Source organism: Tsukamurella sp. 1534, assembly GCF_000312385.1.
In the GTDB taxonomy this organism is placed as follows: domain Bacteria; phylum Actinomycetota; class Actinomycetes; order Mycobacteriales; family Mycobacteriaceae; genus Tsukamurella.
This window is the reverse complement of the sequence record NZ_HE997627.1, coordinates 724,019-738,790: the sequence shown is the minus strand read 5'-3', so window position 1 is coordinate 738,790 and position 14,772 is coordinate 724,019. Positions and strand designations below refer to the sequence as shown.

The 14,772-nt window shown below is 72.2% G+C and carries 15 protein-coding genes; 11 read left to right on the top strand and 4 right to left on the bottom strand.

Translation table 11 applies throughout. From position 1 onward, the window contains the following. Positions 1 to 16 precede the first annotated feature (16 nt). The 6 genes from cobO to BN39_RS23910 all read left to right on the top strand — a co-directional run bounded on the left by cobO (position 17) and on the right by BN39_RS23910 (position 7,927). Positions 17 to 634, top strand: coding sequence for a cob(I)yrinic acid a,c-diamide adenosyltransferase (gene cobO, locus BN39_RS15895; RefSeq protein WP_019203423.1), 618 nt, complete (start codon positions 17 to 19; stop codon positions 632 to 634). After that, on the top strand, positions 628 to 1,983 hold the full coding sequence (locus BN39_RS15890) for a cobyrinate a,c-diamide synthase (protein WP_237741706.1): 1,356 nt from the start codon (positions 628 to 630) through the stop codon (positions 1,981 to 1,983). The genes cobO and BN39_RS15890 overlap by 7 nt, the downstream gene beginning before the upstream one ends. 63 nt (positions 1,984 to 2,046) lie before the next feature. Beyond that, the gene (locus BN39_RS15885; protein ID WP_019203421.1) at positions 2,047 to 2,646 is read left to right on the top strand and encodes a DUF4822 domain-containing protein; all 600 of its coding nucleotides are present in this window, start codon (positions 2,047 to 2,049) and stop codon (positions 2,644 to 2,646) included. A 30-nt stretch (positions 2,647 to 2,676) separates the two neighbouring features. After that, complete coding sequence (gene cobA, locus BN39_RS15880) at positions 2,677 to 3,927, top strand: uroporphyrinogen-III C-methyltransferase (protein WP_019203420.1); 1,251 nt, start codon at positions 2,677 to 2,679, stop codon at positions 3,925 to 3,927. Between the two features lie 214 nt (positions 3,928 to 4,141). Then, entirely contained in the window at positions 4,142 to 6,523 is a 2,382-nt protein-coding gene (locus BN39_RS22815) for an MFS transporter (protein WP_019203419.1), read from the top strand. 321 nt (positions 6,524 to 6,844) lie between these two features. Next, positions 6,845 to 7,927 (top strand): hypothetical protein, encoded by a 1,083-nt coding sequence (locus BN39_RS23910; protein ID WP_019203418.1) that lies wholly within the window; start codon positions 6,845 to 6,847, stop codon positions 7,925 to 7,927. Between the two features lie 47 nt (positions 7,928 to 7,974). Here the strand turns inward: BN39_RS23910 and yaaA are convergent, their stop codons facing one another. Then, positions 7,975 to 8,727: a peroxide stress protein YaaA gene (yaaA, locus tag BN39_RS15865; protein WP_019203417.1), complete on the bottom strand. Its 753-nt coding sequence runs from the start codon at positions 8,725 to 8,727 to the stop codon at positions 7,975 to 7,977. A 25-nt stretch (positions 8,728 to 8,752) separates the two neighbouring features. Here yaaA and BN39_RS15860 point away from each other — a divergent pair, with 25 nt between their 5' ends. Further along, the gene (locus BN39_RS15860; protein ID WP_019203416.1) at positions 8,753 to 10,510 is read left to right on the top strand and encodes a proline--tRNA ligase; all 1,758 of its coding nucleotides are present in this window, start codon (positions 8,753 to 8,755) and stop codon (positions 10,508 to 10,510) included. 69 nt (positions 10,511 to 10,579) lie between these two features. On the opposite strand, the gene BN39_RS15855 is transcribed toward BN39_RS15860, so the two are convergent. Genes BN39_RS15855 through BN39_RS23000 form a run of 3 tightly spaced genes read right to left on the bottom strand, consistent with a single transcriptional unit; the run spans position 10,580 to position 12,353 of the window. Next, positions 10,580 to 11,359, bottom strand: a complete 780-nt coding sequence (locus BN39_RS15855; RefSeq protein WP_019203415.1) for a DUF4190 domain-containing protein — start codon at positions 11,357 to 11,359, stop codon at positions 10,580 to 10,582. Between the two features lie 32 nt (positions 11,360 to 11,391). Next, complete coding sequence (locus BN39_RS15850) at positions 11,392 to 11,826, bottom strand: ferritin-like domain-containing protein (protein WP_019203414.1); 435 nt, start codon at positions 11,824 to 11,826, stop codon at positions 11,392 to 11,394. Continuing rightward, a complete protein-coding gene (locus tag BN39_RS23000) occupies positions 11,823 to 12,353 on the bottom strand; it encodes a hypothetical protein (RefSeq protein ID WP_019203413.1) in 531 nt (176 codons plus the stop codon). The genes BN39_RS15850 and BN39_RS23000 overlap by 4 nt, the downstream gene beginning before the upstream one ends. Positions 12,354 to 12,468: 115 nt before the next feature. Between BN39_RS23000 and rimP the strand changes: the two genes are divergently transcribed. The 4 genes from rimP to BN39_RS15825 all read left to right on the top strand — a co-directional run. Continuing rightward, a complete protein-coding gene (gene rimP, locus BN39_RS15840; RefSeq protein WP_237741705.1) occupies positions 12,469 to 13,035 on the top strand; it encodes a ribosome maturation factor RimP in 567 nt (188 codons plus the stop codon). Then, positions 13,036 to 14,040 (top strand): transcription termination factor NusA, encoded by a 1,005-nt coding sequence (nusA, locus tag BN39_RS15835; protein ID WP_019203411.1) that lies wholly within the window; start codon positions 13,036 to 13,038, stop codon positions 14,038 to 14,040. Then, complete coding sequence (locus BN39_RS15830) at positions 14,037 to 14,291, top strand: YlxR family protein (protein WP_040768108.1); 255 nt, start codon at positions 14,037 to 14,039, stop codon at positions 14,289 to 14,291. Before nusA ends, BN39_RS15830 begins: the two co-directional genes overlap by 4 nt. Before the next feature lie 197 nt (positions 14,292 to 14,488). Next, the coding region (locus BN39_RS15825; RefSeq protein WP_040768106.1) for a translation initiation factor IF-2 N-terminal domain-containing protein at positions 14,489 to 14,772 on the top strand (284 nt) is incomplete at its 3' end.

The window sequence follows — 14,772 nt, the reverse complement described above, 5'->3', positions numbered from 1 at the left end:
CCGGTAAGGAGTCCCGATGCCCCAAGGCAAGGTCGCGAGCGTTCCGCAGGACGGTCTCACCACCCGGCAGCGCCGGAACCAGCCCGTGCTCGCCGTGCACACCGGCCCCGGCAAGGGGAAGTCCACCGCGGCGTTCGGCATGGCCATGCGCGCCTGGAACCAGGGCTTCCCGATCGGCGTCTTCCAGTTCGTCAAGAGCGCGAAATGGAAGGTGGGCGAGGAGGCGACGATGCTCGCGCTGGGTGAGCTGCACGAGAGCACCGGTGCGGGCGGCCCGGTGGAATGGCACAAGATGGGGCAGGGCTGGTCCTGGCTGCGGCGTACCGATGACGCCGAACAGGACCACGCCGAGGCGGCCCGTGCGGGCTGGGCGGAGATCGCCCGCCGGCTGGGCGCCGAGGAGCACCGGTTCTACGTCCTCGACGAGTTCACCTACCCGCTGAAATGGGGCTGGGTGGACGTCGACGAGGTGGTGGAGGTGCTCCGGAACCGGCCCGGGAACCAGCACGTCGTGATCACCGGCCGCGACGCACCGCAGGCCCTCATCGACGCGGCGGACCTGGTCACCGAGATGACCAAGATCAAGCACCCGATGGACGCCGGACGCAAGGGCCAGAAGGGCATCGAGTGGTGACTCCCGCCGTGGTGGTGGCGGCACCGTCGTCGGGCAGCGGCAAGACGACGATCGCCACCGGGCTCATGGGCGCGCTCGCCCGCACCGGGGGAGCGGCGGGCGGAGTCGCCCCGTTCAAGGTGGGGCCGGACTACATCGACCCGGGCTACCACGCGCTCGCCACCGGCCGCCCCGGCCGCAACCTGGACCCCGTGCTGTGCGGGGAGCACCGCGTGGCGCCGCTGTACCGGCACGGCGCCGCGGGCGCGGGGATCGCTGTGGTGGAGGGCGTGATGGGCCTGTTCGACGGCCGGATCACCGCGGACGGCCGGACGCAGGGCATCGGTTCGACCGCGGACGTCGCCGAATCGCTCGGCGCCCCCGTCGTTCTCGTGGTGGACGCGCGGGGGCACTCCCAGTCCCTCGCCGCGTTGCTCGCGGGCTTCGCCACGTACCGTCCGGGCATCGCGATCGCCGGAGTGGTGCTCAACCGGGTCTCCAGCGCGCGCCACGAGCGGGTGCTGCGGGACGCGTGCGCGCAGGCCGGGCTGGAGGCGGTGGGCGCCGTCCCCGGCGCGGGCGCGCTGGAGGTGCCCGCGCGGCACCTGGGGCTCATCCCCGCCGCCGAGCGCGGCCAGGACGCCGTCGACGCCGTGGGCGCGATGACCGACCTGGTGGCCCGGCACGTCGACGTCGAGCGCGTGCGCGAACTGGCGCGACCCGTCGCCGACGGCCCCGCGTGGTCACCGGTCGACGAGGTCTCCGCGGTCCCGGCACGCCCGACGGTGGCGCTGGCCGGCGGCCCGGCGTTCAGCTTCGGCTACGCCGAACACGAGGAACTCCTCGCCGCCGCCGGCGCGACGGTGCGCCGGTTCGACCCGCTCACCGATCCGCTGCCCGACGGGGCCTCCGCCGCCGTCTTCCCGGGCGGCTTCCCCGAGGTGTACGCGGAGAAGCTGTCCTCGAACGTCGTGCTGCGCGAGCAGGTGCGGCGGCTGGTCGCGGACGGCGGGATCGTGCACGCCGAATGCGCGGGGCTGCTGTACCTCGCCGAATCGCTCGACGGCGCGCCCATGTGCGGCGTGGTGCCCGGCGCCGCCGAGTTCACGCCCCGGTTGCGCTTGGGCTACCGCGACGCGGTGGCGCTGACCGACAACGCCCTCTTCCGCGCGGGGGAGCGGGTCACCGGGCACGAGTTCCACCGCACGCGGCTCGCGGGTTCGCCGACACCGGCCTGGGGCTGGCACGACGCGGACCGTCGTCCGGAGACCGACGGGCACGTCGCGCCGGGAGTGCACTCCTCGTATCTCCACGTGCACCCTGCCGGATACCCCGAGGTGGCGGAACGCCTGGTCAGGGCGGCGAAATGAGGAGTTCGTCTCACCTCGTGACGGCGCCTCGCCAACCCTGAACGTCTCCTGTACAAAACTTCTATGCACAAGAACATGAAGATCGCTTCGATGACCGCCGTGGCCGCCGCCCTCGTCGCCACGTCGGCCTGCGCCGCCGGCTCGTACGCCACCCCCGGCTCGCCGGCTTCCTCCTCCGCCGCCGCGTCCTCCTCCGCGAAGGCGAGCTCCGCGTCCTCCGCCAAGTCCAGCGCGCCGTCGTCCAAGCCGGCCTCCGCGAACCCGACCCCCGTCCGGGCCGGCACCCCGAGCGCCGTGCTCGCCGCGACCGCGTGGGAGACCACCGCCGCCAAGGACGAGAAGGGCGCCTCGGTGAAGCTGGGCGACGACGCCGTCAAGAACTACGTGGGCAACGCCTACTACAAGAAGGACGGCACCTTCACCATGTACACGCTGGACGACAAGCCGAAGATGCGGGGCGTCTGGTCGGTCTCCGCCGACGGCAAGAGCCGCACCCTCACCGCCAAGGACAAGGCCGGCAAGGTCCAGTTCACGCGCAAGGTCGAGATCACGAAGTTGACCGCGCAGGAGTTCACCTACCGCGTGTACCCCAAGGCCGAGGACAAGACGAAGTACTACGACATCGTCCACACGCCCACCAAGCACGCCGAGCCGCGCGCGTAGCCCGCACCCGCGCTCACTAAACTGCTGGGAATGACGAATCCCGGCGCCGCGCGCGACCCCTACCTCGTCGGACTGGATCTGCGAGGGCGCCGGGTCGTCCTGGTCGGCGCCGGCACCGTCGTCCAGCGTCGTCTGCCCCCGCTGCTCGCAGCGGGGGCGGACGTGCATGTGGTGGCCCCCGATGCCACCCCCGCCGTCGAATCGACCCCCGGCCTCACCTGGCACCGCCGCGCCTACGCCGAGGGCGATCTGGAGGGCGCCTGGTACGCCCTGGCCGCCACCGACGACCCGGCGGTGAACGCCCGCGTGGTCGCCGAGGCGGAGTCCCAGCGCACCTTCTGCGTCCGCGCGGACCTGGCCCGCGAGGGCACCGCCGTCACACCCGCCACCGTCGCGACCGACGGGCTCCAGGTGGGCGTCCTCGCTGCCGGCGATCACCGACGGTCCGCGGCCGTCCGGGACGCGCTCGGCGGCGTCCTCACGGGCGACGAGGCGGCGCGGCCCAGCCGCAAGCCCGAGGGCGTGGCCCTCGTCGGCGGCGGCCCGGGCGACCCCGACCTCATCACCGTGCGCGGCCGCGCACTGCTGGCGGTGGCCGACGTGGTGGTGGCCGACCGTCTCGCGCCGCCCCGGCTGCTGGCGGAGCTCGCGCCCAGCGTCGAGGTGATCGACGCCGCGAAGGTGCCCTACGGCCGCGCCATGGCGCAGCAGGCCATCAACGAGGTGCTCATCGACCGCGCCCGCGAGGGCAAGTTCGTGGTGCGCCTCAAGGGCGGCGACCCGTACGTCTTCGGCCGCGGTTTCGAGGAGCTCGAGGCGCTGGCCGAGGCGGGCGTCCCGGTCACCGTGGTCCCGGGCATCACCTCGTCGATCGCGGCACCGTCGGCCGCGGGCATCCCCGTCACCCACCGCGGCGTGACCCACGAATTCGTCGTCGTCTCCGGGCATGTGGAGCCCGGGCACCCGGACAGCCTCGTCGACTGGGACGCCCTCGGGCGTCTGCGGGGGACCGTCGTCGTGCTCATGGCGGTCGAGCGGCTCGGCGTCATCGCCGCGGCCCTCACGGCCGGCGGGCGCCCGTCCGACACCCCGGCGGCGGTTGTGGAGAGCGCCACCACCGGGGGACAGCGGACGGTGCGCGGCACCCTCGCGTCGATCGCCGCCGACGCCGCCGCGGCGGACGTCGCACCGCCCGCGGTCCTCGTCGTGGGCGCGGTCGCGGGGTTCACCGCGGCGATCGGTCCCGACGACGTCACGGGCGGCGCGCCGTCCGTGGGTTGACGGAGACCGGCTCCGGGCGGATTGTGACCTTCCCGTTACCCGCGATGCGGTCGCATCGTCGATCCGGGGCGTGGTCTGCGCAAACAGGACCCGGAGACGGGTGCGGACCGCAAGCATTCTGCGTCACATCCTTCACTTGTGACCCAATTGTCACCGCGAATGATTTCCGGCGGGCTTCTATCACCCGGTAGCCTCGGACCTCATGACATCAACGATGGCACCCGAGGGCCCGGCGCAGACGTACCGCGTCAAGGGCAGCGCTCTCGGGATCCCCATCTTCGTGCTGTGCGGCATGGTCTTCCTGGCCGTGCTGGACGGCACGGTCGTCTTCGTCGCGATGCCGGTCATCCAGGACGCCCTGAACCTCACGGACGCCATGAAGGTGTGGGTGTTCGGCGCCTACGCCCTCACCTTCGGCGGCTTCATGCTGCTCGGCGGCAGGCTGGGTGACACCTTCGGGCGCAAGAAGATGTTTCTGTTGGGCGTCGTCGGGTTCACGCTCGCCTCGGCGCTGGTCGGCTTCGCGACGAACGAGTACTGGATGCTCGCCGCCCGCGCGTCCCAGGGCCTGTTCGCGGCCATCGCGTGCCCGACGGCGCTCGCCCTCATCGCCACCACCTTCGCGCCCGGTAAGGCGCGCAACCAGGCGTTCGCCATCTTCGGCGCCATGGCGGGCCTCGGATCGGTGGCGGGCCTCGTCGCCGGCGGCCTGCTCGCCACCATCGACTGGCGCCTCGTGTTCTGGATCAACGTGCCCGTCGGCATCGCCTGCGCCGTCGGCGGCTACCTGTGCCTCGACGAGGCCACCTCGGAGCGCCGGCACGCGCTGGACGTCAAGGGCGCGGTGCTCGCGGTCGCGGGTTGCGTCTCGGGCGTCTACGCCCTCACCGCCGGACCGGAACTGCACTGGCAGAGCCCGCTGGTCTACGCGGCGCTCGTGTTCAGCGCCGTGTGCCTCGTCGCGTTCCTCATGGTGGAGCGCACCGCCAAGAACCCGATCCTCCCGTTCTCGCTGTTCAACAACCGCAACCGTGTCGCCGCCATGATCGGCATCCTGGTCTGCGGCGCCCTGATCCCCACCCTGGGCTTCTACGTCGCGCTCACGTTCCAGCTGGTGCTCGGGTACACGCCGTTCCAGTCCGGTATCGCCCTGCTGCCGTTCGCCGTGGGCATGGGCATCTCCATCGCCATCAGCTCCAAGCTCGTGCAGAAGTTCCAGGCCCGCTGGCTCGTGGCCTTCGGCGGCCTCATCGTGTTCGGGCCCTGCGTCTACGTCCCGACGCTGATGGACCAGGACCCCGCGACGATCTCGTACTTCCCGCAGATCGGCGTCCCCGTGTTCCTCATCGGCATCGGCGTGGGCTTCGCGATGCTGCCGCTCCCGCTGGCCGCGGTCGCCGGCGTGCGCCCCTCGGAGATCGGCCCGCTCACCGCTCTCATCGAGGTCGCGCAGAACATCGGCGGCATCGTGGGCCTGGCCTCGGTCCAGGTGGCGGTGACCTCGCGCATCATGAAGGAGGGCGGCCCGACCTCCGGTCACCTCACGCACGACACCCTCTCGCCGCCACAGATCACCGCGCTGGCCTCGGGCTACGGGCTCGCGTTCATCTCGTGCGCCGTGATCCTCATCCTCGCCGGCCTCGTGGTGGTGCCGTTCATGCGGTTCACCCCGGCGGAGATCGCCGAGGGCCAGGAGGCCGAGGCGTCCAGCAAGTCCGGCGGCGTGGTCCACTCCACGTCGTTCCCGGCGCAGGCGTTCGCGGACGAGGACGATGTGGACGAGGACTGGGAGCCCATCGAGGGCGACGTCACCTCGGGATCGTTCGCCGCGATCCGCCGCGAGGACTTCGACCGCGCCTACAACGAGAAGCCCGGCGATCCGGAGCCCGTATACTTCACGGACCGCTTCCGCGCCATCAAGCGGCCCGATGCGGAGGGGGCTGCGCGGCAGGACGGCCCGCAGGCCCCGCAGCCGACCACCCGCAACGTGCCCGTCGCGCCGCCGCAGCGGCCCGTCGGCCCGTCGGAGCCGCAGCAGGCCTACTCGCACCCCAGCGACCCGCTGCCGCGCCGCACCGCGCAGCCGGGGGACGACCTCGCCGGCGTCGCGCGCCCGTCCGGCCCGATCCGCCGCGAGAGCGCCGATATGCAGCGCCCGGCCGTGCCGCCGCAGCAGCCGCCCGCCGGGTCGCCGCCCGCCGGGCAGCCCCAGCAGCAGTACCGGCCCAGCCAGCCGATGCGGCGCCCCAGCCAGCCGCTGAACCGGCCGAGCGACCCCACCTACCGGCCGAGCGACCCCGCGTACCGGCCGAGCCGGCCGCTGAACCGGCCGAGCCAGCCGATGCAGCGCCCGCCGCAGGCGCCGGGACCGCAGCAGCCCCGTCCCTCGGGGCAGGTCCCGCGTCCCAGTCAGCCGATGCAGCGCCCGCCGCACGCGCCCGCGCCGCAGCAGCCGCAGCGGCAGTTCGTGCCGCAGGGGCCCGCTCAGGGGGGCCGGCACGCCGCTCCTGACGCGGACGGCATGCATCATCCCGATCAGTCGTCCCACGCGGACCGGGTCAGCCGTTCGCGGCGGCACCGCCGCGAGGACGACTGACCGGAGCAGGAGCCCGAGGCCCGCGCCCCGCTATTTGCAATAGCGACAAGGGATTCGGCTGATTCCCCGATGAGCCCGCGACCGATCGGTCGCGGGCTTTCTCGTTCCCCCGGGGATTCTCCGGGCGATATGCCCTGAATGCGGTTCATTTGTTCGCGTCGTTGGGATCGATATGGCGAGTCGGCGCGCCGACACGGGGTGAATCAGGGCAAGGTTGGGCTCAGGTGGCGCTGTCCAGCAACCGGCGCGGTCGCCGTTCTTCTGCAGATTCCGCACCGCACTTCGTGCGTGTGCGGACATCGCTGACCGAGAGGAGTAGTCATGACCTCCCAACTCGCCGTGGACTACGGCGCGGGTCTCTCCAATGCCTGGAGTTCCGTCGCGACGTTCGTCCCCAAACTCGTGGCCTTCCTGGTCATCCTCGTCATCGGCTGGATCATCGCGAAGATCCTCGCCAAGATCGTCACCACGGTGCTGGCCAAGGTCGGGTTCAACCGGCTCGCCGAGCGCAGCGGCCTGCAGCAGGTGCTCGCGAAGAGTGACTACGACGCGCCCAGCCTGCTCGCCAAGGTGGTGTACTACGCGATCCTGCTGATCACCCTGCAGCTCGCGATCGGCGTGTTCGGGCCGAACCCCGTGTCCGACCTGCTGTCCCGGTTCGTCGCGTGGCTGCCCAAGCTGTTCATCGCGATCCTCATCATCGTTATCGTCGCGGCCGTCGCCAAGGCCGTGAAGGACCTCGTGGGCGGCGCCCTGGGCAGCGCCTCGTACGGTCCGGTGCTCGCGACCATCGCGTCGCTGTTCATCTGGGGTGCGGGCATCATCGCCGCGCTCAACCAGATCGGTGTCGCGACCGCCGTCACCACGCCCGTGCTGGTCGCGGTTCTCGCGACCGTCGGCGGCGTGATCGTGGTCGGCGTGGGCGGCGGTCTCGTGCGCCCCATGCAGGACCGCTGGGCGAAGTGGCTGGACAAGGCCGAGGAGGAGATCCCGGCGCGCCGCGCGGAGCGCGAGCTCGCGCAGCAGTCGACGGCCCGCCACGGGCAGGCCGCACCGGCCGAGCGCGCCTCGCAGGCCGCACCGCCGCAGGCGCCGCAGGCTCCCGCGCCCAGCCAGGCGCCCACGGTCGGGACCCAGTACCCGCCGCAGCCGCAGGCACCGCAGCACGAGTCCTACGGCGGCGAGCAGTTCCCGGGGCAGGGCGGCCAGCCGCCCACCGGTGGCATTCCCACGCAGCCTCCCGGTCAGCAGCAGTTCGGCCAGCAGCAGTTCGGGGGGCGTCCGCCGCAGCACGGCGGTGCGGGCTACCCGCCGCAGGGGCCGTGGCAGCCCGGACCCGATCCCAGCAACCCCGGCAACCAGGGCCTGCAGGGGCCCCAGTACCCGCCCCGCGGCAACCAGTAGCCGCACCCCGGCACCCGTAGGCCCCGTGGACCCCGCGTCCGCGGGGCCTACGTCGTGACGATGGTGACCTCGGTGGGCGCCGACAGCTCCGCCCGGAGGCCGGCCTTCTCGGCCACTTTCACCACGGCCCTCGCGTCGCCGGGCTCGGCCCGGGTGGCGACGAGCGCGTGCGCGAGCAGTCCCTTGTGGTGCTTGTTGAAGTGCGAGACCACCGCACGGCTCCCGTCGGGCTTCTCCGTCACGACGGTGGCGGTCACGGCCTCGGGCACCCGGCCCAGCGCGGCGTACCCGCCCGAACGCAGGTCCACCACCAGTCCGCGGTCCGCCGCGGCGAGCGCGTCCGCGAGGCCCGGTTTCCACTGCGCGGCCAGGGTGCCGAGGCCCGGGAGCTTCGAGCCCGCCGACAGCCGGTAGGCGGGGATCGGGTCGGCGGCGCCGACCACTCCGAACAACGCCGAGCCGACGGCCAGGCGCGCGTCGGCCTTGGCGCGCTGCGCCTTCGTCATCCCGGGCACGTCGAGAGCCTCGTAGAGCACGCCCGTGTACTGCTCGATCGCGGGACGGGTGGCCGCCGTGCGGAGTGCCCGATTGCGCTCCAGCTCGTCGGCCTGTCCCTCGGAGAGACCCAGGGCGGCGCGGGCGGCCGCGGGATCGGAGCCGTCCGAGCAGACGGCGATGAGCGCCTCCAGGAGCCGCTCCCGGGTGGGGGTCAGGGACGGGAAGGTGAGCGCGCCCAGGTCGAGCGCGGCCCCCTCGCCGCCTCCGGCCTTGGTTTCGGACGGGGGAAGCAGGATCAGCACAGTGGGCACACTAAGCTATGCCCCCGTGATCACCCGATTCTCCCAGCTGTTCCTGCGCACGCTCCGCGACGACCCGGCGGACGCCGAGGTGCCCAGCCACAAGCTGTTGGTGCGCGCCGGTTACGTGCGCCGCGTGGCACCCGGCGTCTACTCCTGGTTGCCGCTGGGCCTGAAGGTGCTCCGCCACGTGGAGCGGGTCGTCCGCGAGGAGATGGACGCGATCGGCGGCCAGGAGATCCTGCTGCCCGCGCTGCTTCCCCGCGAGCCGTACGAGACCACGAACCGCTGGACCGAGTACGGCGACGCGCTGTTCCGCCTCAAGGACCGCAAGGGCGCCGACATGATGCTCGGCCCCACCCACGAGGAGATCTTCGCGCTCACCGTGAAGGGCGAGTACAACTCGTACAAGGACCTTCCGGTGATCCTGTACCAGATCCAGAACAAGTACCGCGACGAGGAGCGGCCCCGCGCCGGAATCCTGCGCGGTCGCGAGTTCGTGATGAAGGACAGCTACAGCTTCGACCTCGACGAGGGCGGGCTCAAGGACGCGTACCACAAGCACCGCGACGCCTACGAGAAGATCTTCGGCCGGCTCGGCATCGAGTACGTCGTCGTGTCCGCCACCTCGGGGGCCATGGGCGGCAGCGCGTCCGAGGAGTTCCTCGCGGTCAGCCCCGTCGGCGAGGACACCTACGTGCACAGCGATTCGTCGGGCTACGCGGCGAACGTCGAGGCCGTCGTCACGCCGGCGCCGCCCGCGATCCCGCTCGACGGGCTGCCCGCCGCGCAGGTGTACGACACCCCGAGCGCCCCCACCATCGAGACGCTCGTCGCCTGGGCGAATCAGGGTGCCGACGGTGCCTCCGTCCTCGGCCGGGAGGTGACCGCGGGGGACACCCTGAAGAACGTCATGGTCAAGACGCGTGCCCCGGGCGGGGAGTGGGAACTGCTCGGCGTGGGGGTCCCCGGTGACCGTGAGGTGGACTTCAAGCGCCTCGAGGCGTCCCTGGAGCCCACCGAGGTGGCGCTGCTGGAGGAGGACGACTTCCCGAAGTACCCGTTCCTGGTCAAGGGGTACATCGGCCCGAAGGCGCTGCAGGAGAACGAGGTCCGCTACCTCGTGGATCCGCGGGTGGTGAACGGCACCGCATGGATCACCGGCGCCGACGCGCCGGGCCGGCACGTCGTGAACCTCACCGCGGGGCGCGATTTCACGCCCGACGGCACCATCGAGGCCGCCGAGGTCCGGGACGGCGACGCCTCGCCCGACGGGCAGGGCTCGCTGGTGTCCGCGCGCGGCATCGAGATCGGCCACATCTTCCAGCTCGGCCAGAAGTACACCGACGCGTTCGAGGTGGACGTGCTGGGCGAGAACGGCAAGCCCGTGCGACTCACTCAGGGCAGCTACGGGATCGGCGTCTCCCGGCTGGTCGCGGTCATCGCGGAGCAGCAGCACGACGACAAGGGGCTGCGCTGGCCGAAGGAGGTGGCGCCCTTCGACGTGCACCTCGTGATCGCCAACAAGGACGAGGCCGCCTGGTCCGGCGCCGAGGAACTCGCCGCCGCGCTCGACGCCGCGCGCCTGAGCGTGCTCATCGACGACCGCAAGGCGTCGCCGGGTGTGAAGTTCAAGGACTCCGAGCTGCTGGGCGTGCCCACCGTGGTCGTCGTCGGCCGCGGCTGGGCCGACGGCGTGGTCGAGGTGCGCGACCGCCTCACCGGTGAGGCGACCGAGGTGCCCGTCGCCGAGGCCGCCGACCGGATCACCGCCGCGGCGCGGTAGCCCGGCGAACGCCGCACGAACGACGAAGGCCCGCAACCGGAACGGTTGCGGGCCTTCGATCGTGGTGGCTCAGCGCAGCAGGCTGAGCAGATAGTCCGTCGACGTGGAGTCGAACTCGCCGTTCGCGGCGAGGATGACGAGCACGATGATGGCGATCAGGCTGAGGGCCAGGTACACCGAGCCGAGGATGACGCCGGCGAGAGCCATGCCGTGGCCGTCCTGGCCGGTCTCCTTGACCTTCTTCATGGCGATGATCCCCATGATCACGCCCGCGATGGCGACGACGAACCCGCCGACGTAGGTGCAACTGAGCGGGAAGGCCGCGATGCCGCAGATGAGCGCCGCGATGGCGAGGCCGTTGGTGCCCGACTGGGGTGCCTGGCCGTACCCGGGGTAGCCGTAGCCCGGGGCGTTCTGGCCCGGGTAGGCGGGGTACTGCGGCAGGCCGCCCTGCGGATTCTGCTGCTGGGCGTACGGATCCGCCGCGTAGGGATTGCCGGCCTGGTACGGGTTCTGCTGCGCGGCATAGGGGTCCGACGGTGCCGCGTACGGATCGGCGGGTGCCGCGTACGGGTTCTGCTGCGCGTACGGGTCCGCCGGCGGTGCGTACGGGTTCGGCTGCTCCGGCGTCGAGGACGGCGGCTGCCCGTACGGGTTCGCGTACGGGTCGGGCTGCCCGTAGCCGGCGGCCGGCGGCTCGGCCCCGGTGCCGTACGTGGGGGCGATCCGGGTGGCGTCGGCGTCCCCGGGCGGGGTCGGCGAGGCCGATCCGCTCGGGTCGGCCTGCGGTCGGATCACCGTCGGGTCTTCGTCGCCCTGATCGGGCCGTTGCGGATCGCTGGACGTCATGTCCACAAGTGTAAAGGTTTGTGCCGTTTCGCCTAGGTCCGGATGCCGGGGAACGGCGGCCCCACGGGGGTGACGCCGAGCGCCACCCGCCAGCGCGCGCCCCGGGTCGCGGCCCCGCCGAGTCCCGTGACGCCCAGGTGCCGGACCCCGTCACCGTCGCCCTGGGAGAGCAGGTTGCGGTGGGCGGCGGCGCAGTCGTCCTCGAGGGCCGCCGCGAGCTCGGCCGCGCTGACCGGGTCGGCCACGGGCTTCGGCGGCGTGTACCCGGGTGCCGCCGCGGGGACCTCGACGCTCGCGGCCGTGAGCACCGCGATGAGCGAATCCCGTTGGGCGCGGTGCTCGGCGGTCATCGTCGCGATGTCCGACTTCCGTGCGGGGCTGGCGTACGCGTCCACTACCCCGTAGAGGTAGATGGCCGCGTGCTCTGCGCGGATCGCGGCGCCGACCGCCTCCTGTGAGGGCGTCATGCGAGCACCACCTCCGCGTGGACCCGGACCGCCGCCGCGACCGACCCCAGCAGTGCCGCCTGGTAGCCGTTCGCGGCGACCGCGGCGTCGCCGGCGTCCTTGGCGGACCGCGCCAGCTGGGCGGCGAGGCTCTGCCGCGACACCGTCGCGCCCGACGGGGGAGCGGACGAGGGCGCCGGGCTCACCGACGTGGTCCGCTGCACGTAGCGGGACAGCTCGTCGGAGAGGGCGGCCGCGTGCTGCGTGCGTTGCTCGGCGACGAACTGCAACTCCCGGCCCGATGCGCTGTCGACCACGGCGAGGCCGCGCGCGGCCTCCGCGTCCGCCTGAGCCTGCGCCGCTGCGGCCTGCAGCCGCTGCGCCTGCGGATCGTCGGCGCGATCCTCCGGGGTGGTGCAGCCGGTCAGCGCGGCGGCACCGGCGAGGGCACCGCCGGCGACGAGGGCGGACGTCAGCGCCGTGCGCCGGTCGACGCGCCGCGGCGGCCGCGCTCGGCCGTGGGTCGGGTGGGGAGGTTGGGCGGTCACGGGGAGAGAGTCTATTGGTTGGGTTCCGTGCGTACACTGGTCGGAGCGATCGGCACGGGGTGGACGCCCCGGACAACTTCACAGGGAGGCGCGTATGGCTTACGACGAATCAGCGGTGAGAGCCGTGATAGCGCCTCACCTGGAGGCGGCCGGCCTCGATCTCGAGCAGGTCCGGATCAACAACGCGGGCCCCAAGTCGACGATCGCCGTCGTCGTGGACAGCGACGCCGGCCCCACCCTGGACTCCCTCGCGGACCTCGCGCGCACCCTGTCGGCCGCGGTCGACGACGCCGACGACGTGTTCGGCGCACAGGCCTTCACCCTCGAGGTCACCACCCCCGGTGCCGAACGGCCCCTCACCCAGCCGCGGCACTGGCGGCGCGCCCGCGGGCGGCAGGCGGCGATCGAGCTGGCCGACGGCACCGAGCTGCTCGCCCGGGTCGGCCCCCTCTCGGACGACGGGGCGACGGTCACCGTCGTCCTGCCCGGGCGCAAGGGCGCGGCCCCGTCGACCCGCGAGGTGGCGCTGGCCGACGTGGCCTCCGCGGCGGTGCGCGTCGAGTTCCGCGCGCCGAACCCGAAGGAGATGGAGCTCTCGGGCCTCCCTCCCGGGCGCGTCTCGGCGGGAGCCGACCCCCAGGACCTGACAGCTGATGGAAACGATGCCGGAGAAGAGGACTAGATGAACATCGACATGGCGACCCTGCGGGCCATCGAGGCGGAGAAGGACATCTCCGTGGAGACGGTGATCGAGGCGATCCAGGTGGCCCTCCTCACGGCGTACAAGCACACCGACGGCCACGAGCCGCACGCCCGGATCGACGTCGACCGCCGCACCGGCGAGGTGAAGGTCCTCGCGCAGGAACTGGACGCCGACGGCAACATCATCACGGAATGGGACGACACCCCTGAGGGATTCGGCCGCATCGCCGCGGATTCCGCGCGGCAGCTGATCACCCAGCGGCTGCGGGACGCCGAGAACGACCGCACGTTCGGCGAGTTCGCGGTCTACGAGGGCGAAGTCGTCTCCGGTGTGGTGCAGGCGGATTCGCGCGCCGCCGCCCGCGGCTTCGTAGTGGTGCGGATCGGCGGCGAGCGCGAGGGCCACGAGGGCCTGCTGCCGCCCGCCGAGCAGGTGCCGGGGGAGAGCTACGAGCACGGCGACCGGATGAAGTTCTACGTGGTCGGCGTGAGCCGCGGGCAGCGCGGCACCCAGATCACCCTGTCGCGCACCCACCCCAACCTGGTGAAGAAGCTGTTCGCGCTGGAGGTGCCCGAGATCGCCGACGGTAGCGTCGAGATCCACTCCGTGGCCCGCGAGGCCGGGCACCGCTCGAAGATCGCGGTCGAGACCAAGGTCCCCGGCCTCAACGCCAAGGGTGCGTGCATCGGCCCCATGGGGCAGCGCGTGCGGAACGTGATGAGCGATCTCGAGGGCGAGAAGATCGACATCATCGACTTCGACGAGGATCCGGCGGTGTTCGTCGGGAACGCCCTCTCGCCGTCGTCCGTGGTGTCCGTCACGATCGTCGACGCGAAGGAGAAGGCCGCCCGCGTGGTGGTGCCCGACTTCAAGCTGAGCCTGGCGATCGGCAAGGAGGGGCAGAACGCCCGCCTCGCCGCCCGTCTCACCGGCTGGCGCATCGACATCCGCTCGGACGCGGACACCTCCGCCGAGTCCGAGTGAGCGAACCGGTCCGCACCTGCATCGGGTGCCGTCGGCGGGCCCCCGCGGGGGAGTTGATCAGGGTGGTCGCGGTCCCGGCGGAGGCGCAGTCCGACGGTGCGCCGCAGGTCGTCGTGGACGCCCGCCGCCGGCTGCCGGGCCGGGGAGCGTGGCTGCACAAGGACGACCGCTGCCTCGAGTCGGCGCGGAAGAAGAACGCGTTCCGCCGTGCCCTGCGGGTTTCCGGCCCACTCGAGGAGTCCCTGTGGTGAATCGATTTGCCCCGACGCGCTACTATTGACAACGGTCTGAAGGCGGTCCGGTCTGCAGTGGCCTCCGTACTCGGAAACGAAGAAACGAGCTGAAGCAATGAGCACCTTGTGAAGCACAAGCGATGAACGGCAATCGGTGTAACTAACCGAGGTCGGCGGGACCTGCAGCGCCCTCGACCTCGCAGATGAGGAGAGTAGTGGCAGGCAAGGCCCGCGTGCACGAGTTGGCTAAGGAACTCGGTGTCACCAGCAAGGAAGTTCTCGCACGGCTCAGTGAGCAGGGCGAGTTCGTGAAGTCCGCGTCGTCGACGGTCGAAGCACCGGTCGCACGGCGCCTGCGCGAATCGTACGGATCCAAGTCCGACGGTGCCGCGAAGCCGGGCCCCGCCCCGGCGAAGAAGCCCGGTCCCGCGGCCAAGCCCGCGCCCGCGCAGCGCCCCGCACCCGCCGCGGCGGCGTCCACCACTCCCGCCGAGGAGGC

Coding starts and splice junctions, on each gene's coding strand:
- BN39_RS22815 (WP_019203419.1), top strand. CDS start 4,142: ATGGCACCCGAGGGCCCGGCGCAGACGTACCGCGTCAAGGGCAGCGCT.
- BN39_RS23910 (WP_019203418.1), top strand. CDS start 6,845: ATGACCTCCCAACTCGCCGTGGACTACGGCGCGGGTCTCTCCAATGCC.
- cobA (WP_019203420.1), top strand. CDS start 2,677: ATGACGAATCCCGGCGCCGCGCGCGACCCCTACCTCGTCGGACTGGAT.
- cobO (WP_019203423.1), top strand. CDS start 17: ATGCCCCAAGGCAAGGTCGCGAGCGTTCCGCAGGACGGTCTCACCACC.
- BN39_RS15850 (WP_019203414.1), bottom strand. CDS start 11,826: ATGACGCCCTCACAGGAGGCGGTCGGCGCCGCGATCCGCGCAGAGCAC.
- BN39_RS15885 (WP_019203421.1), top strand. CDS start 2,047: ATGCACAAGAACATGAAGATCGCTTCGATGACCGCCGTGGCCGCCGCC.
- nusA (WP_019203411.1), top strand. CDS start 13,036: ATGAACATCGACATGGCGACCCTGCGGGCCATCGAGGCGGAGAAGGAC.
- BN39_RS15855 (WP_019203415.1), bottom strand. CDS start 11,359: ATGACGTCCAGCGATCCGCAACGGCCCGATCAGGGCGACGAAGACCCG.